This is a genomic window from Muriicola marianensis (assembly GCF_014638095.1).
GTDB classification, from domain to species: Bacteria; Bacteroidota; Bacteroidia; order Flavobacteriales; family Flavobacteriaceae; genus Muriicola; species Muriicola marianensis.
Map to the genome: position 1 here is coordinate 695472 of NZ_BMFH01000001.1, position 21621 is coordinate 717092.

20 protein-coding genes are annotated in these 21621 nt (G+C 48.6%); 5 read left to right on the forward strand and 15 right to left on the reverse strand.

All coding sequences use genetic code 11. The features are described from left to right. Window position 1: 1 nt before the first annotated feature. The 10 genes from IEV19_RS03185 to rpsA form a co-directional block, all read right to left on the reverse strand. Window positions 2-1291, reverse strand: a complete 1290-nt coding sequence (locus IEV19_RS03185) for an MFS transporter (RefSeq protein WP_188369252.1) — start codon at window positions 1289-1291, stop codon at window positions 2-4. Further along, a complete protein-coding gene (gene ppk1, locus IEV19_RS03190; protein WP_188369253.1) occupies window positions 1291-3408 on the reverse strand; it encodes a polyphosphate kinase 1 in 2118 nt (705 codons plus the stop codon). Before ppk1 ends, IEV19_RS03185 begins: the two co-directional genes overlap by 1 nt. Further along, a complete protein-coding gene (locus IEV19_RS03195; RefSeq protein WP_188369254.1) occupies window positions 3405-3893 on the reverse strand; it encodes a SixA phosphatase family protein in 489 nt (162 codons plus the stop codon). The genes ppk1 and IEV19_RS03195 overlap by 4 nt, the downstream gene beginning before the upstream one ends. 49 nt (window positions 3894-3942) lie before the next feature. Continuing rightward, entirely contained in the window at window positions 3943-4590 is a 648-nt protein-coding gene (gene pdxH / locus IEV19_RS03200) for a pyridoxamine 5'-phosphate oxidase (RefSeq protein WP_188369255.1), read from the reverse strand. A 79-nt stretch (window positions 4591-4669) separates the two neighbouring features. After that, window positions 4670-5575, reverse strand: coding sequence for a ribonuclease Z (locus IEV19_RS03205; RefSeq protein ID WP_188369256.1), 906 nt, complete (start codon window positions 5573-5575; stop codon window positions 4670-4672). Beyond that, complete coding sequence (locus IEV19_RS03210) at window positions 5572-6048, reverse strand: DUF3291 domain-containing protein (protein WP_188369257.1); 477 nt, start codon at window positions 6046-6048, stop codon at window positions 5572-5574. The genes IEV19_RS03205 and IEV19_RS03210 overlap by 4 nt, the downstream gene beginning before the upstream one ends. A 3-nt stretch (window positions 6049-6051) precedes the next feature. Then, on the reverse strand, window positions 6052-6384 hold the full coding sequence (locus tag IEV19_RS03215; protein WP_188369258.1) for a ribonuclease Z: 333 nt from the start codon (window positions 6382-6384) through the stop codon (window positions 6052-6054). A gap of 3 nt (window positions 6385-6387) precedes the next feature. Further along, window positions 6388-7317, reverse strand: coding sequence for an aspartate carbamoyltransferase catalytic subunit (locus IEV19_RS03220; protein ID WP_188369259.1), 930 nt, complete (start codon window positions 7315-7317; stop codon window positions 6388-6390). Window positions 7318-7321: 4 nt separating this feature from the next. Further along, complete coding sequence (gene pyrR, locus IEV19_RS03225) at window positions 7322-7861, reverse strand: bifunctional pyr operon transcriptional regulator/uracil phosphoribosyltransferase PyrR (RefSeq protein WP_188369260.1); 540 nt, start codon at window positions 7859-7861, stop codon at window positions 7322-7324. Between the two features lie 171 nt (window positions 7862-8032). Beyond that, the gene (gene rpsA / locus IEV19_RS03230) at window positions 8033-9868 is read right to left on the reverse strand and encodes a 30S ribosomal protein S1 (protein ID WP_188369261.1); all 1836 of its coding nucleotides are present in this window, start codon (window positions 9866-9868) and stop codon (window positions 8033-8035) included. A 258-nt stretch (window positions 9869-10126) separates the two neighbouring features. Here rpsA and IEV19_RS03235 point away from each other — a divergent pair, with 258 nt between their 5' ends. Then, window positions 10127-10507 carry a LysM peptidoglycan-binding domain-containing protein gene (locus IEV19_RS03235; protein ID WP_188369262.1) on the forward strand — a complete coding sequence of 127 codons (381 nt, stop codon included), beginning with the start codon at window positions 10127-10129 and terminating at the stop codon, window positions 10505-10507. A 36-nt stretch (window positions 10508-10543) separates the two neighbouring features. On the opposite strand, the gene cmk is transcribed toward IEV19_RS03235, so the two are convergent. Both cmk and lon read right to left on the reverse strand, forming a co-directional pair. After that, window positions 10544-11236: a (d)CMP kinase gene (cmk, locus tag IEV19_RS03240; protein ID WP_188369263.1), complete on the reverse strand. Its 693-nt coding sequence runs from the start codon at window positions 11234-11236 to the stop codon at window positions 10544-10546. Window positions 11237-11311: 75 nt separating this feature from the next. Further along, entirely contained in the window at window positions 11312-13762 is a 2451-nt protein-coding gene (gene lon, locus IEV19_RS03245; RefSeq protein WP_188369264.1) for an endopeptidase La, read from the reverse strand. A gap of 217 nt (window positions 13763-13979) precedes the next feature. Here lon and IEV19_RS03250 point away from each other — a divergent pair, with 217 nt between their 5' ends. The 4 genes from IEV19_RS03250 to IEV19_RS03265 are packed head-to-tail and all read left to right on the forward strand — an operon-like array spanning window position 13980 to window position 16905. After that, the gene (locus IEV19_RS03250) at window positions 13980-14537 is read left to right on the forward strand and encodes an RNA polymerase sigma factor (protein ID WP_188369265.1); all 558 of its coding nucleotides are present in this window, start codon (window positions 13980-13982) and stop codon (window positions 14535-14537) included. Further along, entirely contained in the window at window positions 14534-15088 is a 555-nt protein-coding gene (locus tag IEV19_RS03255) for a hypothetical protein (RefSeq protein ID WP_188369266.1), read from the forward strand. Before IEV19_RS03250 ends, IEV19_RS03255 begins: the two co-directional genes overlap by 4 nt. Further along, the gene (locus tag IEV19_RS03260) at window positions 15066-16157 is read left to right on the forward strand and encodes a DUF4097 family beta strand repeat-containing protein (RefSeq protein ID WP_188369267.1); all 1092 of its coding nucleotides are present in this window, start codon (window positions 15066-15068) and stop codon (window positions 16155-16157) included. Before IEV19_RS03255 ends, IEV19_RS03260 begins: the two co-directional genes overlap by 23 nt. A 19-nt stretch (window positions 16158-16176) precedes the next feature. Continuing rightward, window positions 16177-16905 (forward strand): head GIN domain-containing protein, encoded by a 729-nt coding sequence (locus IEV19_RS03265; RefSeq protein ID WP_188369268.1) that lies wholly within the window; start codon window positions 16177-16179, stop codon window positions 16903-16905. Between the two features lie 28 nt (window positions 16906-16933). Here the strand turns inward: IEV19_RS03265 and IEV19_RS03270 are convergent, their stop codons facing one another. The 3 genes from IEV19_RS03270 to IEV19_RS03280 form a co-directional block, all read right to left on the reverse strand. After that, complete coding sequence (locus IEV19_RS03270) at window positions 16934-18253, reverse strand: MFS transporter (RefSeq protein ID WP_188369269.1); 1320 nt, start codon at window positions 18251-18253, stop codon at window positions 16934-16936. 76 nt (window positions 18254-18329) lie between these two features. Beyond that, complete coding sequence (locus IEV19_RS03275; RefSeq protein WP_188369270.1) at window positions 18330-19142, reverse strand: M48 family metallopeptidase; 813 nt, start codon at window positions 19140-19142, stop codon at window positions 18330-18332. A 31-nt stretch (window positions 19143-19173) separates the two neighbouring features. Further along, window positions 19174-21573: a glycoside hydrolase family 31 protein gene (locus IEV19_RS03280; protein WP_188369271.1), complete on the reverse strand. Its 2400-nt coding sequence runs from the start codon at window positions 21571-21573 to the stop codon at window positions 19174-19176. Between the last annotated feature and the right edge of the window lie 48 nt (window positions 21574-21621).

Below are 21621 nucleotides of genomic sequence, written 5' to 3' on the forward strand. Positions count from 1 at the left end.
CCTATACCTCTTTCAAACGGTAGGTCCAGAACAGACTGATCAGCAGCATTCCGATAAAAAACAGGAGGAGTACCTCTGTATTGAACCATTCCGCAATGAAGCCGATCCCGGCTGTCAGGAGCGTAAAAATGCCTATTAACGTATTGGAGAGAGCGATATATAGCGGTCTTTCCCTTTCCGGTGCGAAGTCTGTCAGATATGTTTTTCTGCTCAACCTCGCGCCTCCATGGGCCATCATATTCAAAAGGATAAGAGGGGCAAAGAGATAAAGGCTCTGAGAAGCCGAAGAGAGGTACATAAAGCCCAGAACCAGTCCGCAATTGATTATCCCGAACAAAGCGATGGCCATCATAAGCTTTCTGGAGGAGCGATCTGCAAAACGGCCCCAGAAAGGACTAGAAACCGTGGCCGCTATCCCTGAAGCGATCACGAAGATCCCCAAGCCAGAGAGATCTGCCCCTGTGGTCTCTTTTCCAATGATGACAAAAAAGGGTTGGGCAAGGGGAATGGCCATGAGAAAAGCCCTGGCCAAGACGAAGTTCCTGAGGTTACTATCTGTCTTGAGGTGTTGCCATCCCGCCCGAAATTCCTCCAGAGGCGTCCTCCCCCCATCGGTAGCCCCCGGCGCCTCTTTTATCCAAGCGAAAAACAGGCCTGCAAGGACCCATAAGGCAGCGGCACATCCAACCAAAAGGAGGATGGTACTCATTGGTTCCCAGGACCTCAGGAAAAAATACAGGGCAAGACCGAAAAGCAGGGTGAGAATACCTCCGCCCGTTGCCCGCCAGGCCAGCAACCGGCCCCTTTTTCCTTTCGGGATCGTCTTCCCCATCACATCCTTGAAGGCGACGGATGAGACCCCGCTGGCCATACTGAAAAACAGAAGGAGGACCACCACGGCAATACCGGCCTTGTCTCCCTCCAGGTACATTAGGGAAAGACCCATCAGGATGACCATCACAGCTTGTACAAAAGCGGGGATAGCCCAAAAGTATTTACGTCTCGGAAATCGGCGTATACTACCCGATACCATGAGTTGGGGGAGCAGGCTCCCGAGATTCTTCAAGGGTACAAGTAAACCAGCCAGGCCAGTGCCGCTGCCTACAAGGGAGAAGATCCATGGTAGTGTGACACCCGGACTCACCAGTTGCTCTGCGAGTTTGGAACAAAACCCACTGCCGGCATTCTTAAGAAAATTACCCGGCACTTCCTTGCAATACTCTTCCTCTATGGGTTCGCAACTTCGCAACTCCACTTCGAGATTGAGCAAGGCAGCCAGTTTTTTCGACATCACTCTGCTATGGAAGGTCTGGGCTCCTTTTTCTTTTCAATGAGCTTAGTTGCATAATAATCATACAACGCAAACTGGGATCGGAGCTTGGGCTTGTTGTTGCGGACATAGCGGTTATCCTGGCTGCGGTTGAACCTCCGCGCCTTGACATTGTCCTTCCAGGAGATCTCAAATGTATCTATGAGTTCCTGTCTGATCTCGGGATCGTAAATAGGACATCCAACCTCTACCCTGTTCTCGATATTACGGGTCATCCAGTCGGCTGAAGAGATATAGATCTTTGGATCACCCCCATTGCCGAAAATAAATAACCTCGGATGTTCCAGGAATTTGTCCACAATACTGATGGCTTCAACATTCTCACTCATCCCTTTGATTCCGGGGATCAAGCAGCAAATTCCCCTGACGATCAACCTGATCTTTACTCCGGCCCTGCTGGCTTCATACAATTTGTCGACCATGTTGTAGGAGGTCAGGCTATTCATCTTTATCTTGATGTATGCCTCTTTTCCTTTTTTGACATTCTCGATCTCCTGGTCGATGAGGTTGTGGAACACGCTCCTGGTGTAGTGGGGAGAAACGATCAGGTGTTTGTACTTGTTGATCTTGTAGCTCGTATCAAAAAACTCGAAAACGAGGTTCAGCTCTTTGAGGATCTTCTCGTTGGCAGTAAAGAGCGTATAATCCGTGTATACCCTACCGGTGGTCTCATTGAAATTTCCAGTGCTGATCAGTCCATAACGCTTAATTCGGTCTTCCTCCTCCCGTTCTATCAGGCAGATCTTGCTGTGTACCTTCAAGCCGGGAACCCCAAAAATGAGCCTTACGCCTTCTTCCTGCAATTGTTCCGCATACATGATATTGGCCGTTTCATCAAAACGAGCCCTTAATTCTATCTGTACGGTGACCTGTTTCCCATTCTTGGCTGCATTGATCAGGGACGCGACGACCTGGGAATTATCAGCCAGTCTGTACAGGGTGATTTTAATGCTCCTGACTTTGGGATCCAGGGCGGCTTCCCTCAGAAAACGGATGATGTAGGAGAATTTGTGATAGGGTACATATTGCAGGTAGTCCTTATGGCGGATCTGGTCCAGAAAACTCCCTTCAGGGTCTATTCCCTTGATGGCCAGCGGCTTGATCTTCTCGTACATCAACTCCTCCTTTCCAAGGCTGGGAAATGACATATAATCCCTCCTGTTGTGATACCTCCCGCCAGGGATCACGCTGTCCGTGTCCGTGATTCCCATCTTATCCTGCAGGAATCTCAGGGTGTCCTTTTCTATGTTCTTGTCATAGACAAAGCGAACAGGATCACTGATCTTCCTGTTGTCTACACTGGATGAGATCTTCTCGATAAAGCTCTTGCTCAGGTCATTGTCTATATCGAGTTCAGCATCACGGGTGATCTTGATCATATGGGCCGTGATAGAGGAGTAATCGAACATGGAGAAGATGCTGTCCAGGCAATAACGAATCAGGTCGTCCAGGATGATGATATAATGCTTGTCCCCTTCCCTTGGCAGGACCACAAAGCGGTCTATCCCCTTAGGGATCTCGATCAGCGCAAAGCTGATCTCATGTTCCTTCGAGCCGGAATCGGTCAGGTACTGGGAATTCAGTACCATCTTTACCGCCAGGTAAGCCGCACTGTCCTTCAACATGGGGAAGGAAGTAAGGTCGTTCAGGATGATGGTCATCAACTGCGGACTCACCTTCTCATGGAAGTAGGTTTTCAGGAAGTCCGACTGTTCCGGCGTGACCTCCTGCTCGTTGATCAGGTAGATATTCTCCCTTTCCAGTTCACCCTCAATGTCTTTGTGTATCTCGAGGCTTCGGGCCTGCTGTTTGATCACGATCTTGGTGATCTCCTCGAGGAGGTCCTTGGCCACCTCTCCTCCCAAAACACTTTTCCCGGACTTTCCAGCTTCCGCGATGCGTTTTACCGTGGCGTATCGCACCTTGAAGAATTCGTCCAGGTTATTGGAAAAAATTCCCAGGAATCGGAGTCTTTCAATCAGAGGAACCTCAGGATCTGCACTTTCCTGCAGAACCCTGTCATTGAATTTCAGCCAGCTGATTTCCCTGTTGATATACTGATTCTTGCTCTTGATCATAGACTTAGTGCTTTGGGGATCAAAAATTGCTCTGTTTTGCCTTTCCGGACCTCATGCCAGTTTTCGATATCGAAGGAAAGATGTACGAGGCCGGTTGTCGGAACGTTCTCTATGGGCCGATCTCCGAGGTCATTAGCCACTTCGGTAAAAGCATGGTTATGCCCGAAGATCATGACCTTATCCTCCGTATCCGGCAGAGCCGCTATAAAGTCGATCAGGGGTTCCCCTGAGAACACGTATAGCCCCTCGGCAAGGGAGAACTTGTGATAAGGTATCCTCATCTTGCGCAGGAAGACCACACAGGTATGCAGCGCCCTGATGGCCGGACTTGAATAGACTGCATCAGGTTCAAAAGAGGAAGATCCGAAATGTCTGGATACCTTGTGTGCATCTCGTATCCCCCGCTCCAGCAAAGGCCTGTCCCTGTCTTCCACTCCGTATTCCCAGGAAGACTTCCCGTGTCTGACCATTATAAGTTGTTTCATCACCTTGTGTAGTTAGTACGTCAACGCTATTTTCGGCAACAGGAGCCTCTCAGGGGGCTAGCCTTTCGACTTTCCAGTCGTGATCCTCCTGGAGGGTATATCTCAACCTGTCGTGCAGCCTGTTGGGCCTTCCCTGCCAGAATTCTATGCTTACAGGCCTGACCAGGTAGCCTCCCCAATAATCAGGGCGGGGAATCTCCTTGCCTTCATATTCTCTTTCGAGTTCCCTGAGCTGTTCTTCCAGAACCTCACGGGAAGGGATAACCTCGCTCTGGTTCGATACGATAGCCCCTAATTTACTCCCTGTAGGCCTTGATTCAAAATATCCGTCGGACATATTCCCCGGGATTTTCTCGGCCTCCCCTTTTATGATCACCTGCCGCTCCATCCCGGGCCAGAAGAATGAGAGACAGACCCTGGGGTCCCCGTCAATGGCCTTCCCCTTTTCGCTTTCGTAATTACTGTAGAAAATAAAACCTTCATACGTAAATCGTTTCAACAGGACCACCCTCCCCTTTGGATAACCGTCAAGGCCGAGGGTTGAAACGGTCATTGCATTGGGTTCATCCGTGGTACCCGACTTCTCGATCTCGTAAAACCATTTTTGAAAGAGTTCCATGGGATTGCCAGAAACCTCTGATTCAAGCAAGGCACTCTTTGTATAGGATTTTCGGTAATCACTCAGGTCGTTCTTCATAGGAAATCCTTCTCTGGGTCATGTGTAACAAAGTTGGTGAAAACTTGACAAAAAGGGAAATCAGACGGGGGCTTTTAACCTAGATTTCGAAGACCTTTCCGTCTTCTGCCATTTCCGTGTCCGGGAATTGGATTATGGCCTCCTTCAGGAACAGGTCCTTGTCCTTGTACCGGGTGGAAAAATGACCCAGGATCAGTTTTTTTACCCCGGCTTTACGGGCGATCCGGGCCGCTTCCGAGGCAGTGGAATGCCCGGTCTTTTGGGCGAGTGAAGCCTCCGTGGACAGAAATGTGGCTTCGTGGTACAGCAGGTCTGCCCCTGCTATAAAGTCTATTTTGGATTCGTCATAGGCGGTATCACTGCAATAAGCGTAGCTTTTCGGAGCCGGGGGGTCGAAGGTCAGATCTAAGTTGACAACCTTCTCTCCCGAGGCAGATAGGCCATCCTTCCCCTTTTTAATATTCTTGAAATACGCCTTGTCTATCTTGTATTTTGCGACCGCTTCCATATTCAAACCCCTTTCCTTTTTTTTCTCCTCATAAAGGAACCCATTGGTGTAGACCCTGTGTTTCAGGGGGATTGTAGACACCTTTACTTTCTCATCCTCGAAGATCATCTCCGGGATAGTTTCCTTCAACTCGTGGAAGACCAATTGATAGCCGGTCCAGGAATTCCCGACCCTCAGTAGCAGCAGGATCACTTCTTTGATGCCTTCCGGACCATAAATATGGAGTTCTTTTTCACGGCCGAGCAGCTGAAAGGTGGAGATAAGGCCCGGCAGCCCAAAAAAATGGTCTCCGTGCAAGTGAGAGATAAAGATGTGGTTGATCCTGGAAAATTTGACCTTGTGTTTCCTCAGCTGCACTTGGGTACCCTCCCCGCAGTCGATCAGGAAAATATGATCCCTGATCTCGAGAACCTGAGAAGTAGGATTCCCTTTCATGCTCGGGGTGGCCGCATGACAGCCGAGGATATGAAGCTTCATAGAAGAGAGGGATTTGCCTCGAGAAACGCTGCCGCTTCTTGTGGAGTACAGTCTGTTCTCAAGGTGAACGAATAAGGGGTCTCCCCTATGGCATTGAGGTGATCGAGTCGTTTTTTTGCTTCGGCAAGGCTTATCTTCGGAATTCGGGTATACCAGCATGCCATATGACTGTCTTCCAGCTTAGAGAACCACTCATTTCGCCTTCTGAAGATCTCGGCATGACCTGTCCTGTACGTGAAGTTCATCAGTGCATCCCGGGATTCCCAAACCGACATATTCACAACCAGGGCCCGGTCACCGAATACCTCTTGCACGCCACTTTCCGGCTCTTCTATCCACCTCCATACAAATCCGGGACTCCCATCGGCAAGAGCATTTATACCGGGAATATTATCGACAAAATCAGACATGCGGGTGTCATCCAAAGGGTATTTGGCCCTGGCGATATTGATCTGTGCGAAGTAGTCGGCCATGACTCAAAGTTCGAGGTCCCGTTCAATATCCTCCATCTCAATAATGTCCATCGCTTCCTGCAGGGTGGGTGCCAGGCTGATCTCTTCCGGGACATCTTCGTAGTCTAACTTATCGGTGACCAGAACGAAGGATTTTTTGGCCTTTTTATGTCGTCTTGAAATTTCCAGGAATTCCAGAACATCCCCTGAGGAAAGACGTTTGAAGGAAAAGAGGTTGACAACAATATGGTCGTTCTTGATCTTTCCATAGGCCTCCTCCAGGTTCTTGATAAATGTCAGCAAGCTGATATTTTCCTGATAGACAATGGTGGTGTTACCGTCTTTATCGAAGATCATGACTCAGGTTTTTAATTGTGAGGCCAGCAGGTAGATCACCGCCATACGGATGGCAACCCCGTTCTCTACCTGGTGAAGGATAATGGACTGGGATGAATCTGCCACATCACTGGTGATCTCCACTCCCCTGTTTATGGGGCCGGGGTGCATGATCACGATTTCCTTGTCCAGGCTGTCGAGCAGTTCCCTGTTAATTCCGAATTGCTGGGTGTACTCCCTGGTGGTCGGGAAGTAACTCATCTCCATTCGTTCGTTTTGTACCCTCAGCATATTGGCCACATCACACCACTCGAGCCCCCTTCTAAGGTCGGGTTCTACTTCCACACCCAGGCTTTCTATGTACTTTGGGATCAGAGTCTTGGGGCCACAGACCTTTACCTGTGCACCCTGAAGTTTCAGAGCAAAAATATTTGAAAGGGCCACCCGCGAATGCAGGATATCCCCTACGATGATCACTTTTTTTCCGCCTACTTCCCCGAGCTTCTCCCTGATGGAATAGGAATCGAGCAGGGCCTGTGTAGGGTGTTCATGGGCTCCGTCTCCTGCGTTGATAATGGACGCATTGACGTGTTTGGAGAGGAAAATCCCGGCGCCGGGATTCGGGTGCCGCATTACGACCATGTCTACTTTCATAGACAGGATATTATTGACCGTATCGATAAGGGTCTCTCCTTTCTTTACCGAAGACTGGGAGGCTGAAAAGTTGAGGACATCTGCAGACAATCGCTTTTCGGCCAACTCAAAACTGAGTTTGGTCCGTGTGCTGTTCTCAAAAAAAATGTTGGCAATGGTAATATCCCTGAGGGAAGGGACTTTCTTGATCGACCGGTTGATAACCTCCTTGAACTGGTCTGCGGTTTCAAAGATGAGTTCGATATCCTTTTCGTTCAGATATTTGATCCCGAGTAAATGTCTTACGCTTAATGCCGGCATTTCTTTACCTGTTGACTAAATAAACTACATCTTTTCCTTCGTTCTCCTTCCAGAGTACCTTTACCTTTTCTTCATTGATCGCATCCACCTGCCGACCCCTGTAATTGGGCTGGATTGGCAGGTGCCTGCTGAACCTCCTGTCTATGAGGGTCAGTAATTCGATCTCTTCCGGCCTGCCAAAAGACTGTATCGCGGTCAGTGCAGCCCGGATGCTGCGCCCGGTGTACAAGACATCGTCGATCAGGACCACTTTCTTGCCTTCAACCAAAAAATCGATGCTGGTAGAACTGGCTTCCAGTGGCTTCTCCCCTCTCCTGAAATCATCCCGGAAAAAGGTGATATCCAGAAGTCCCAGTTTAATATCCTTTACCTTGTATTCCTCCTTGAGGAGTTTCGCCAGCCGATTGGCTAGGAAAGTCCCCCTGGGCTGTAAGCCTATCAAAACCGTATCCTTAAAATCGAGGTGATTTTCTAAGAGTTGGCACGCCAGTCGATGTAAAATAATGTGGATTTCTTTTGAGGAAAGAAGTACTTTTTGACTCATGGGTTGCGATACCAACATATCAGGAAACAAAAATAGCGATTTCTGTTCAATAAATGAGTGGGGTGTGTACGGATCCGCTGCATTGGTCTCCCACCTGATTTGCGGGTAAAAAAAAGCCCCGACCTTGCGGTCAGGGCTGATTCTTATGATTTGATTCGATATCACAGAAGACTATTTTTTCTTTTTGCCTTCCATTTTATCCTTCAGGGCCTGCAATTGCTCGTTGGCGTCTCCCAGTGTAGGTTTTGACTCCTCTGCCTGGGCTGCTGCCTTCTTCCTGGCGGCCCTTACATTGCGTTGCTCTTCTTCTCTGAACACTGCGGTATGGCTGGCCACGACCCTTTTGAATTCCTTGTTGAATTCAATGATCTTGAAGACAGCCTCTTCGCCTTTGCCGAGTTTCTTGCCATCCTCCTTTTCCATATGTCGCTGAGGTACGAATGCAGTGATGTCCTTGTTAAAATCTATCACAGCACCTTTGTCGACGATCTCGGTGATGGCAGCTTTGTGCTCAGTACCCAATGCGAACTCCTCTTCGTATTTGTCCCATGGGTTTTCTGTTGTCTGCTTGTGGCCAAGGCTCAGTTTGCGTCCTTCCACGTCGAGTTCGAGTACTTCTACTTCCAGGGTATCCCCTACAGTCACGAATTCTGAAGGATGCTTGATCTTCTTGGTCCATGAAAGGTCAGAGATATAGATCAGTCCGTCTATCCCTTCCTCCAATTCTACGAATACTCCGAAGTTGGTGAAATTCCTCACGATACCCTTGTGCCTTGATCCAACAGGGTATTTAGATGTGATATCGGTCCATGGATCCGGGGTGAGTTGTTTGAGTCCGAGAGACATCTTCCTATCCTCCCTGTCGAGCGTAAGCACCACGGCTTCCAGTTCATCTCCAACTTTAACGAAGTCCTGTGCAGACCTCAGGTGGGTAGACCAGGACATCTCTGAGACGTGGATAAGTCCCTCTACTCCTTCAGCTACTTCAAGGAAAGCACCGTAATCTGCGATGACAACTACTTTTCCTTTTACCTTGTCCCCTACCTTGATCTCATCGCCCAGGGCATCCCATGGGTGTTTCTCAAGCTGCTTTAAACCAAGTTGGATTCTTGATTTGTTGTCGTCGAAGTCGAGGATCACCACATTGAGCTTCTGATCCAGGTCTACCACCTCGCTTGGGTGATTGATCCTGCTCCAGGAGAGGTCGGTGATGTGCACCAACCCATCGACCCCACCGAGGTCGATAAAGACCCCGTAAGAAGTGATGTTCTTGACCACCCCTTCGAGTACCTGTCCTTTTTCGAGCTGACTGATAATCTCTTTCTTCTGTTCTTCTATATCCGCTTCGATCAGGGCTTTGTGGGAAACTACCACGTTCTTGAATTCCTGGTTGATCTTGACAACCTTGAATTCCATGGTCTTTCCTACATATTGATCGTAATCCCTGATAGGTTTAACATCGATCTGTGAACCGGGAAGGAAGGCTTCGATCCCGAATACATCGACGATCATACCTCCTTTGGTCCTGCACTTCACAAAACCGGTGACCACTTCTTCCTTATCGTGGGCTGCATTCACTCGATCCCATGCTTTGATGGTTCTCGCTTTTCTGTGGGAAAGAACGAGCTGACCGCTTTTGTCCTCACGGATATCGATGAGAACTTCCACCTTGTCTCCAACCTTTAAGCCGGGGTTGTAACGGAATTCATTCAGGGAGATTACTCCTTCAGACTTTGCGTTGATGTCGATGATCGCTTCCCTGTCTGTGATGTGGGTAACGGTACCTTCTACAACTTCTTCATCCGCTGTATCTACAAAATTCTCTTCTACCAGTTTCTCGAATTCCTCAAGTTTGGAATCTTCTACCCGTTCAATACCCTCTTCGTACTTCTCCCAGTCAAAGTTCTTCAGGAACTCCTGAGGATCCTGCTTGGGTGTTTCTTTCTTCTCTGTCTGAACGGCCTCAGCTACCTGAGTTTCTTCTGTTGTTGTTTTTTCTTCAGCCATCTGCTGATTTTTGTTTGTATTCCATAAACCTCCAGGAGCGGGACCATGTCTATGGAAGGTGTTGATGTTTTTTTGTTTCTTCCCTTTTCCTCCTGAATACTAGTCAAAAAGGTGTGCAAAAGTACAATTTAATTCTGGTTTTAACAATCAATTCGGCGGTCTCGTCAAAAAATTAAAGAATTTGGGCTTTACGCCCCGTTATCCTTGGCCATTTCGTATCTTTAATGCTGCAGAAAAAAACTTTTAAAAACCATATTAATGAGCGTAAAAGACAAATACCAGCCAGTATTGACGCTGGGAGAAAAATTAGGGGTAAAAGACGGTAAAGTCACCGTAGAAGATGGGATCCTCAAGGTCAAGGGAGAGACCAAAACCCAGTATGAAAAGAACTTGCTTTGGGACAAGATCAAGGAGATCGGAGGCGAAAAACCCTCAGACATCAAAGCGAATATCACCGTGGCCGATGAGAGCGTTTACCACAGGCATGTGGTCCAGAGAGGGGAGTCTCTCAGCAAGATCGCAAAGCACTACTACGGCGATCCCATGAAATACAAGGCCATCTTTGCGGCTAATACGGATATACTGAAAAACCCGGATCTCATCCACCCGGACCAGGTACTGGTCATTCCGAAGATCTGATGAAGAAAAAATTAATGGCGCCAAAAAGGCGCCATTTTATTTGTTTTCCAATCTCATTTGAACCAGAGACAGAGCCCTTTCGAACTGCTCTTTCTGGCTCATGGCACTGTTGTCCATAACAATGGCGTCTTCTGCCTTCTTTAACGGAGAATGCTCGCGGTTAGAATCCAGGAAATCGCGTTTCTGTACATTTTCCAGTACTTCCTCGTAGCTGATAAGGGCTCCCCTGTCAAGCAATTCCTTGTATCTTCGGGTTGCTCTTATATCAGGACTGGCCGTCATAAAGATTTTCAATTCGGCATGGGGGAAAACCACCGTGCCTATGTCCCTCCCATCCATGACAAGGCCTTTCTCCCTCCCCATCTCCTGCTGAAGGGCTACCAGTTTTTGCCTCACTTCCGGTACCACGGAGATCTGACTCACATAACCGGATACTTCGAGGGTACGGATCTCCTTCTCAACATTCGACCCGTTGAGGTACATTTCTGAATACTGCAGTTCCGGATTGTATTTGAAGCTCAGGTCGATCGCCTTCAGGTCAGCCACGAGAGCATCTTTCCTGAAATCATTTTCATCGATATACCCCTTTTGAAGCGCATATAGAGTTACCGCCCTGTACATGGCTCCTGTGTCTACGTAGATATACCCAAGGGCCCTGGCCAGCTGTTTCGCCATGGTACTCTTACCGGTGGAGGAATATCCGTCTATGGCGATGATTATTTTTTTCATGGGCTAAAAATACGCAGTTTCCGAAAACCCGGCATACTTCAACTTCGGGATCGGCCATTCCAACCCCAATGGCAATTAAAGCTTTTTGGCATTCTTTACCTTCTGATTGGTGATCGCCAGTTCAATGACCTCACTCATATCGGTCACGTAGTGAAATCTCAGTCCCTTCAGGTACTCCTGCTTGATCTCCAGTATGTCCTTCTCGTTGTCTGCGCTCAGGATAATGTCCTTGATCCTTGCACGTTTGGCTGCCAGAATCTTCTCTTTGATACCCCCTACCGGAAGCACTTTGCCTCTAAGAGTGATTTCCCCTGTCATGGCCGTACTCTTCCTGACCTTCTTTTGAGTAAAGAGGGATACGAGCGAAGTGAGCATGGTGATACCTGCACTGGGCCCATCCTTTGGAGTGGCCCCCTCGGGTACGTGGATATGCACGTTGTACCTGCCGAAAACAGATGGATCAATGCCGAAAGCTTCTGCATTCGACTTGATATACTCCATGGCGATGGTTGCAGATTCCTTCATAACCTGACCCAAATTCCCGGTTATATTGAGCTGCCCTTTACCGCGGGACAATATGGATTCAATGAACAGAATATCTCCCCCGACGCTGGTCCAGGCCAGGCCGGTCACCACGCCGGCTACTTCATTGTTCTCGTACTTGTCTCTTTCAAGTCGGGCAGGACCCAGGACCTTTTCAATCACCTCATTGGTCACTTTCACCACGTACTCCTCTTCCATGGCGATCGATTTGGCCGCGTAACGCACCATTTTCGCGATCTGTTTTTCAAGAGTCCTTACCCCCGATTCCCGGGTATAACCTTCTACGATCTTCTCCAGTTGGCGTTTGCCTATCTTGAGGTCTTTTGGACCCAAACCGTGTTCTTTGAGCTGTTTAGGCAGCAGATGCCTCTTTGCGATCTCCACCTTTTCTTCAATGGTATATCCGGTGACCTTGATGATCTCCATCCTGTCTCTCAATGCCGGTTGTATGCTGGAGAGGTTATTGGCCGTGGCGATGAACATGACCTTCGAAAGGTCGTACCCCATCTCCAGGAAATTGTCATGGAAGTCGTTGTTCTGTTCGGGGTCAAGGACCTCCAGCATGGCAGAAGAGGGATCACCCTGGTAACTGCTTGACAGTTTATCGATCTCATCCAGGATGAAAACCGGGTTGGAGGTACCCGCTTTTTTGATATTCTGTATGATCCTTCCGGGCATGGCCCCAATGTAGGTCTTCCGGTGGCCGCGGATCTCAGCCTCGTCTCTCAATCCACCCAGCGACATGCGCACGTACTGCCTGCCTAAAGCCTCGGCTATGGATTTACCAAGGGAGGTCTTACCTACCCCCGGAGGACCGTACAGGCAAAGAATGGGTGATTTCATATCGTTCCTGAGCTTCAGTACAGCCAGGTACTCAATGATCCGCCTTTTGACATCTTCCAGGCCATAGTGGTCCCTGTCGAGTATCTTCTGGGCACGCTTGAGGTCGAACTTGTCCTGGGAAAATTCATCCCATGGCAATTCAAGGAAGAGATCCAGGTAGTTGCGTTGTATACTGTACTCGGCTACCTGCGGATTCATCCGCTGCATCTTCGCCAATTCCTTGTCGAAGTGCTCCCTGACCTTGTCTGCCCACTTTTTATCCCGGGCCCTGAGTTTCATCTCATCGATCTCCTCGTCGTATGAGGCGCCGCCGAGTTCCTCCTGAATGGTCTTCATCTGCTGATGGAGGAAATACTCCCGCTGCTGCTGGTCGAGGTCGCTCTTGACCTTCGACTGGATATCCTTTTGCAGGGCCAGCTTCTGGAGCTCCACATTCATGTGCTTGAGGGTAGCCAGAGCACGGTCCTTGAGATTGCCGATCTCGAGGAGTGTCTGCTTTTCCTTCACGCTAAGGTTGAGGTTGGAGGAAACAAAGTTGATCAGGAAGGAATTACTGTTGATATTCTGAATGGCAAAGGAAGCCTCACTCGGGATATTGGGATTGTCCTTGATGATCTGAAGTGCAATATCCTTGATCGATTCGATGATGGCCAGGAATTCTTCCCCCTGCTGATCGATTTCCTCGTCCTCCACTTCCCTGATGGTAGCCGTCATATACGGTTTCTCAGTGAGTACCTCTGCGATCTCGAATCGCTTCTTTCCCTGTATGATCACCGTAGTGTTTCCGTCCGGCATTTGCAATACCCTGAGAATACGGGCCACCGTACCCAGTGTATTGATATCCTTGACCCCCGGATCTTCGGTGTCTTCGTCCTTTTGAGATACCACACCTATGACCTTTGACCCCTTGTTGGCGTATTTGATCAGGTTGATGGATTTATCCCTCCCGGCCGTAATGGGGATGACCACCCCCGGGAATAATACGGTATTCCTCAAAGGCAGGATGGGTAGGGTCTCAGGCAGGACCTCGTTTTTCATTTCCTCTTCATCCTCAGGGGTAAGAAGGGGAATTAATTCTGATTCCTCATTGATATCCTGCAGCGACATATTGTCAAAACTTATAAATTTTGCGTCTCCCATAATTAATTATTCCGTCATTCTGTCATCTTAAGACGAACGTACTCTTTAAACAATAGCAATTTTTTTCCTCATCCAGGGAATTAACCTACTGAATATAGGCTATTTCCGTGTCTGAAGTCCTACATAAAGGACAATTCCCATGCCAACCCGGGAATTTTTGAAAAAAAACTGTAACAATGCGTAAATTCCTCTATCTATATAACAAATCGAATACTTTTTGAGCCAGGTAGGAGAACATACTGAATCCTTAATACCGCTGTGTCTGAAGGGAGATCGGAAGGCACAACTGGAAATTTACAACAGATATTACAAAGCGATGTACAATACGGCATACAGAATAGTAAAGGACTCGGCAGAGGCAGAGGACGTGATGCAGGAAGCCTTCCTGAATGCCTTTACCAAGCTGGATTCATACAGGGGCGAGGTCACTTTCGGTGCCTGGTTGAAAAAGATCGTGGTCAATAAAAGTCTGGTGTACTACAGGAATCGCAAGAAAAAAAATGAGGTCTCCCTTGACAACACCTTATACAAGGTCGGGGACAATGATGTAACTGAGGCAGACCATTCAGACACAGAACAATTGGCTCAAAAGGTTTTGAAGACGATGGATACGCTAAAGGACAATTACAGAGTTTCCCTGACCTTACATTTGATAGAGGGATACGATTATGAGGAGATCTGCAGCCTTATGGATATCAGCTATGCCAATTGCAGGACCATGATCTCCAGAGCCAAAGACAGTTTGAGAAAAAAATTAGAACCCGTTATATCATGAATGATAAGGATCTGACAGCCCTTTTCAGGGAAATGAAGCCGGAATTTGACAAGGAAGAGCCGAGGGCAGGCCATCAGGAGAGATTTCTATCCAAGCTGGAATCCCAGGGGTCCGAAGGCACCAAAGGGGTATCCTGGTGGAAACCCCTAGCCATAGCGGCCTCCGTAATGCTCCTGCTGGGGATCTTCCTGGGTTCCTTCGCTGAGATCTTACCCACAGGCGACCCTGTGGCCGAACTCTCCCCTGAGGTATCCAATACCGAGCGCTATTTTGCATCAGTGATCGAACAGCAGCTCACTCAGCTAGAAAAGGAAGATACACCTGAAGCGAGGAAACTGGTTTCCGATGCCATGGCCCAATTAGACCTGCTTGAAACCGACTACCAGCAACTCCGGAGTGATTTAATCGAAGGAGGGGATCAAAAGATCCTGCTCAGTGCCATCGTACAGAATTTCCAGATGCGAATCGACCTGCTGGAAGATGTGATGGAAAAATTAGAAACCGTTAAAAAACTTAAAGTGCAAGAAAATGAAAACAGTACTACCCTTTAAAAAATTGATCCTTTTTCTTATCGCCCTTCCATTAATTGCAGGGGCGCATGGGGATCCTATGAAAGGAAAATACACCAAGGAGAAGAAAATTGAAAAAGAATTCAATGTCAATGCCAATGCCACCCTCAAGGTTTCAAACAGCTATGGGAATATCACTATGGCTTCCTGGAATGAGAACCGCGTGGTGATAGAAGTGAACATAAAGACCAATGGCAATGACGAGAGCAAAGTACAGGAGAAGCTCGATGAGATCTCCGTGGCATTCGAAGCAGATGCCTCCATGGTCTCTGCCAGGACCTCTTTCGAAAAGGAAAGGGGTTGGAACTGGGGCTGGGGCAAAAACAACAACGTGAGCATGCAGATCGATTACACCATCAAGCTGCCTGTGAAGAACAGTATCCACATCAGTAACGACTACGGGAATATCACCCTGGACAGGATAGACGGCTTTGCCAAGATCAGCTGTGACTACGGCAGACTGCAACTAGGCGAGCTCAGGGGAAGGAATAACGACCTTAGTTTCGACTATACCTCCAAGTCCTATTTCGGGTACATCAACAGCGCGAAGATCAGGGCAGATTATTCCGGGTTCACCGTGGAGAAGGCCGGCGACCTCATCATCAACGCAGACTACACGGATGCAGTGGTGCAGGAGATGGGAAATCTCCAGTACTCCAGCGATTACGGTAGCCTGGAGGTAAATCGCGTGGACAATGTGCAGGGCAATGGGGATTACATCAATGTAAACCTTGGGACCGTACACGGCAATTTAGACATCAGCGCAGATTACGGGGCCATCAGGATTCAGGAACTGGCATCGGATGCAGGGAATGTAAATATCCGGACAGACTACACCGGGATCAAGATCGGCTATAACCCACAGTATAACTTCGACTTTGAGATCAGTACGGAATATGCCGGGTTAAGCGGTAAGGAAGGCCTGGAGATCACCGTCAGCAAAGAGAAAGACCGGGAGCGGTACTACAAAGGATATCACGGCCGCGAGAACAGTGGGAATCTGATCTCGATAAGCAGTGATTACGGCGGTGTGACATTTAAGAGAAACTAAACCTGAAATATTAAGTGAAATGAAAAAACTTGGAATTCTGATTGTGCTGCTGATCGCAGCGAACATGACTTTCGCTCAATGGGGCAAAAAGGTAAAAGGCAACGGGGAAGTAGTCACTGTAGAACGGATCACAGGCGATTATGACGAGATCTCTGTTGGCGGTTGGTTCAATACAGAGATTGTAGGTGGTGAAGAAGGTTCCGTAACACTTAAAGGTGAAGAAAACCTTCTGGAATACATCATTACCGAAGTTAAGGACGGTAAACTGGTCGTCAAGGTTAAAAACGGCATTAATCTGCAGCCCTCCTCCTGGTTCAATGGTGGAATTACAGTAAGTATCCCGGTTGAGGAGATCAGTTCCCTGTCCATGTCGGGGTCCGGGGACCTCGAAGGAAAGACTGTTCTCAAGGCCAGGGATATGTCGACCCGACTTTCCGGTTCAGGGGATATGGACATTGCCATAGAAGCGGAGAATCTTGAGGTGACCGTTTCAGGATCCGGCGATATGAACCTCGAAGGATCAGCACAAAACCTCAAAGTTCAGATCTCGGGCTCAGGGGATATTCACGCCTACAACCTCCAGGCAAACCATGTAGAGGCCCTGGTATCAGGCTCCGCGAATATTGAAGTTACCGCAAAGGAATCGCTAATGGCGAGGGTCTCCGGTTCAGGGGATATCTCCTACAAAGGGAATCCGGCCAAAGTGGATAGCAAAACTTCCGGTTCAGGGGATATCTCGAAGGGATAAGTCGACTAGATACACTGTAAAAGCCCCGTTAATTAGGGGCTTTTGATTTTACCCTAAGCAATAGGATGGCCCCCAGTATAAAAAAGAGTCCGAGAAAGATCGTCGCATTTCTCATACTTCCCGTGAACTGGGCCACAAATCCGTAAAGAAACGTCCCTATGATGATTCCGATCTTTTCAGCCACATCGTAAAAACTGAAAAAAGAAGTGGTGTCTTTTGTCTCAGGAAGAAATTTACTGTAGGTAGAGCGGGAAAGAGCCTGTATACCTCCCATGACTATGCCAACGAAGCCTGCAGCTATATAGAATTCCATCGGACTCTGAACGGAATAGGCGTAGATACAGATCAATACCCAGATGAGGTTGATCACCACCAGGGTACGGATATTTCCAAAAGCCTCCGAGGCACGTGCAGTAAGGGTGGCGCCCATAATGGCGACAAGCTGGATCAGGAGGATGCTGACGATCAGGCCGATGGTCCGTTCCTCACCTGATCCCCAGGCCACCTCTTCCTCTCCGAAATAAGCCGCGATAAGCATCACGGTCTGTACGGCCATGCTGTAAACGAAGAAGGCTCCCAGATAGCGTTTCAGCCTTCTTTCATGCCCCAGTTGTTTCCAGACACCTTTTAGCTCCCTGAAGCCATTGAGGATAACACGTTGCCTCTCGCCCACCCTTTTGTTCCCTTTGGGCAGGTGGTAAAAGGTGTACTGACTGAAAGCGATCCACCAGATACCCACAGAGGCGAAGGAATATCTCATGGCCAGCATTTCTGCTCCTTCTCCCTCTATCCCGAAAAATCCCGGCCTCATCACCATGGCCAGGTTGATCAGCAGCAGGATGACACTTCCGATATAGCCCATGGAAAATCCCTTGGCACTGATTCTGTCCTGCTGTTCGGGATACGCGATGTCCGGCAAATAAGAATTATTGATTGCGAAACTCACCCAAAAGCCCACCAGCCCGAAAAAATAGCAGATCAGACCGGCCTCGATATGTTCCAGGGAAAACCAGTAAAGTCCTATGCAGGCAACCCCCCCGAGGTAGCAAAAGAACTGCATGAACACCTTTTTGTTCCCCAGGTAATCTGCTATTCCTGAAATGAGAGGGGTGATGATGGCAATACATACAAAGGCAATGGAGGTGGTGTAACTGATGAGAGGCGCTCTGGCGATCTCTCCTCCAAAGATGCTGACCTTCTCAATCCCGGCTACCCTGAAGAGAGCTCCGTAATAGATCGGGAAGATCGCAGAAGCGATGACCAGACTGTATACCGAATTGGCCCAATCGTAGAAAGCCCAGGCGTTGAGTAATTTTCTACTGCCCTTTAAAAGGATGCTGCGGGCCATATAGATCGGTTTTGGACTACTTTAGGTAAAGGCCACATCCCTATCGATACCGGGTACGGTCTAAAGTCACATTTCATTACTGAAAACTCGTCACCCCGAATTTCCTCGCTTCTTCCTTCGCCAGAGGGGCCCAGCTAGTTAGATTGGCGATACGCGTATCATTGGAAGGGTGCGTACTAAGGAATTCAGGCGGGGCGGCACCACCGGAGTTAGCTTTCATCCTCTTCCACAACTCTGCAGCCTCATCGGGATTGTACCCCGCAATGGCCATGATCTGCAGTCCTATCCGGTCTGCTTCGGTCTCGTGGCTTCTGCTGAAGGGTAACATGACACCGACCGTTGATCCGATCCCATAGGCCTGATTGAAGATATTCCTTTTCTGGGGGTCGTCGATGGCGATATTTCCTGCGATGGCGATCCCCTGCTGTACCATGGCGGCACTCATGCGTTGTGCACCGTGATCTGCAAGCGCATGGGCAATCTCATGCCCCATCACGACGGCAACCCCTGTTTCACTTTGGCATATAGGCATGATCCCCGTATAAAAGACGATCTTGCCACCGGGCATGCACCAGGCATTTACCGTTTCGTCCTGCACCAGGTTGTATTCCCATTGATAGTCTTGTAGGTACCCCGGATAACCGTTGGCGCTCAGCCATCGCTCCGCTGCCCTGGCTATCCTCTGACCCACGTTGGTGATCATCCGCGATTCCTCCGTTCCGGAAACGACATTATTGGCCTTCAGGAATTCGTCATACTGTGCAAATGCGGAGGGAAAAATGGAATTATTCTGGTAGAAATTAAGGGTGCTTTTCCCAGTAAAAGGATTGGTCTTACAGGCAGCCACGGCCAGCAACAGGAATGCGGCCAGAAAAAGTCTCTTCTTCATCATTTCGTGTTTGACTGGAATTTACGAAAAATCACTTTCCCAGAATGTGCAGGACCGAAAATTCTTTGGTCACGTGCAAGGTGTTGTTCCCATTCATCTTGACATCCTTGAGGGCGATCGTCTCGTTATCGAGCTGGATACTCTTGATCTTAAATGGAAGACCCATCAAATTGAGTTTAAAGGTCTCATATGACGTAATGTAATTGCCATCCTTGAACTGTTGCAGGATGAGTTCCTTTTCCTTTCCGATCAGTTTGAAATTCCGCAGGCTGAATTCACCTTTCACATAGTCATATCCGTCCTGTGCGTCCTCATAGATCATGGAGCTCTCAATCCCATTCTTGTAATAAACATCCAATTGGAGTTCCTCCAGCTTCAGTTCTCCTACATATTGCTGCACGGGATATTTGGGTATGATGGCTCCTTCCTTGATAAAGATCGGGATCTTGTCGATGTCTGCATCCACCCATTTCTCTGTTCCTCCCTCCAGGGTCTCGTTGGTCCAGTAATCGTACCACCTTCCCCTCGGGATATACATCCGCCTTCCTTTTGCATTGGGCTCCTGTATGGGACAGACCAGGATCTGCTCCCCGAAAATGAACTCATCTGTCCGGAAATGGGTCTGGTGATCGTCCTGGTCAAAGTATACCAGGGACTGGATCATGGGTACGCTTTCCTTGTAGTACTTGTAGAAGGCCGTGTATAAATAAGGCAGGAGCTGATAGCGCAATTCGATGAACTTTCGGACGATCTTGGTCACCTCGGCATCAAAGGACCAGGGTTCCTGGTCTCCGTGGTCCCCACTGCTGTGAACCCTGCAGAATGGGTGGAAGATGCCCAGTTGTATCCATCTGGCGAACAATTCCCCGTTTGGCTGTTCTGCAAACCCGCCGATATCCGTTCCCACAAAAGACATCCCACTCATACACATCCGCTGCACCTGTACGTTGGCTATCCACAGGTGTTCCCAGGTAGCCACGTTATCACCCGTCCACGTGGAGGAGAACCGCTGTGTACCGGAATACGCCGCCCTAGTGATCACAAAAGGCCTCTTTGGGTAGACGTACTTCTTCACCCCTTCATAGGTGGCCCTTACCATCTGCATCCCGTATACGTTGTGCGCCTTTCTGTGGCTGCATGGATTACCGTCAAAATCGTGACGGGTATCCAGAGGGGCGGTCTTGGTTGGGACTTCCATAACCGCCGGTTCATTCATATCGTTCCAGACCGCATGGGCGCCTGTCTCGGACATGAGCTCCTTGTAGAGTCCGGCCCACCATTCCCGCACCTTTGGATTCGTAAAATCAGGGAAGTTACATTGTCCGGGCCATACCTTCCCGCTCATCAGGGGCCCGTCTGCGCGTTTGCAGAAATAATCGTTCTTTACTGCCTCCTGGTACACCCAGTAGTCCCTGTCTACCTTGATACCGGGATCGATCATGACCACCGTCTTAAATCCGTCCTTATTCAGTTCTTTGATCATCCTTTTGGGATCCGGGAATTTGGTCTTATCCCAGGTAAAACACCGGAATCCATCCATATAATCGATATCCAGATAAATGGCATCACAGGGGATCTTCAATTTTCTGAATTTACTCGCGATCTGTTTGACCCGACTTTCAGGGAAGTAACTCCATTTCGACTGGTGGTAACCCAGGGCCCATAAGGGTGGTAACTCAGGTGTTCCTGTCAGATCCGTATACGACCTGACCACACGCGACATGGCCGGGCCGTAGAAGAAATAGTAATTCATCTCCCCTCCTTCGGCCCAGAAACTTGTGACATTGCGCCTTTCGTGGGCGAAATCGAAATGGGTCTTAAAGGTGTTGTCGAAGAATATTCCGTAAGCGATATTATTGTGCAGGCCAATGTAGAAAGGCACGGCCTTGTAGAGCGGATCCTGGTCCTTCCCGAAGGCATATTGGTCCGTAACCCAGTTGTGCACCCTTTTTCCCTTCAGGTTGAAGTGGGTAGCCTTGTCGCCCATTCCGTAGAAACTCTCTCCACTTTGGGTGATCTTGCTCATCTTGACAGTGTTGCCCCCGAAAGCGTAATTCTCCTCGTAATGGAAACCCAGTTCATCCTCATTGATGATATTCCCTTCGAGGTCAGAGATCTGAACCCTGAGGGATTTCTTATCCACCAGGATCTTCACTTTAGAGGTTCGGATCAGGTATTCCGTCTCCGTTTCCTCGGGCTCAAAATGGCTGTATCCCCTCGGAGCGGTCGGACTTATCGCATAGGAGAAATCGGGTTGAAAAACATGGTCAGTGGCATACCTGAACCTGATGGTGCTATTTCGAATGAGAGTAATCTCGAGGATCACACCATTTTCAGTAGTAAAATAAAATTTATCAGAGTCCTGTTTAAAGTCGGCTATTTGGTCGGGGTAAAGATTCCCCTTGTATTCTAATTCCGTATTCGTGATCATGCGCAGTTATCTTAACGGTCGAACAAAAGAAAGACATTCACCGTAATA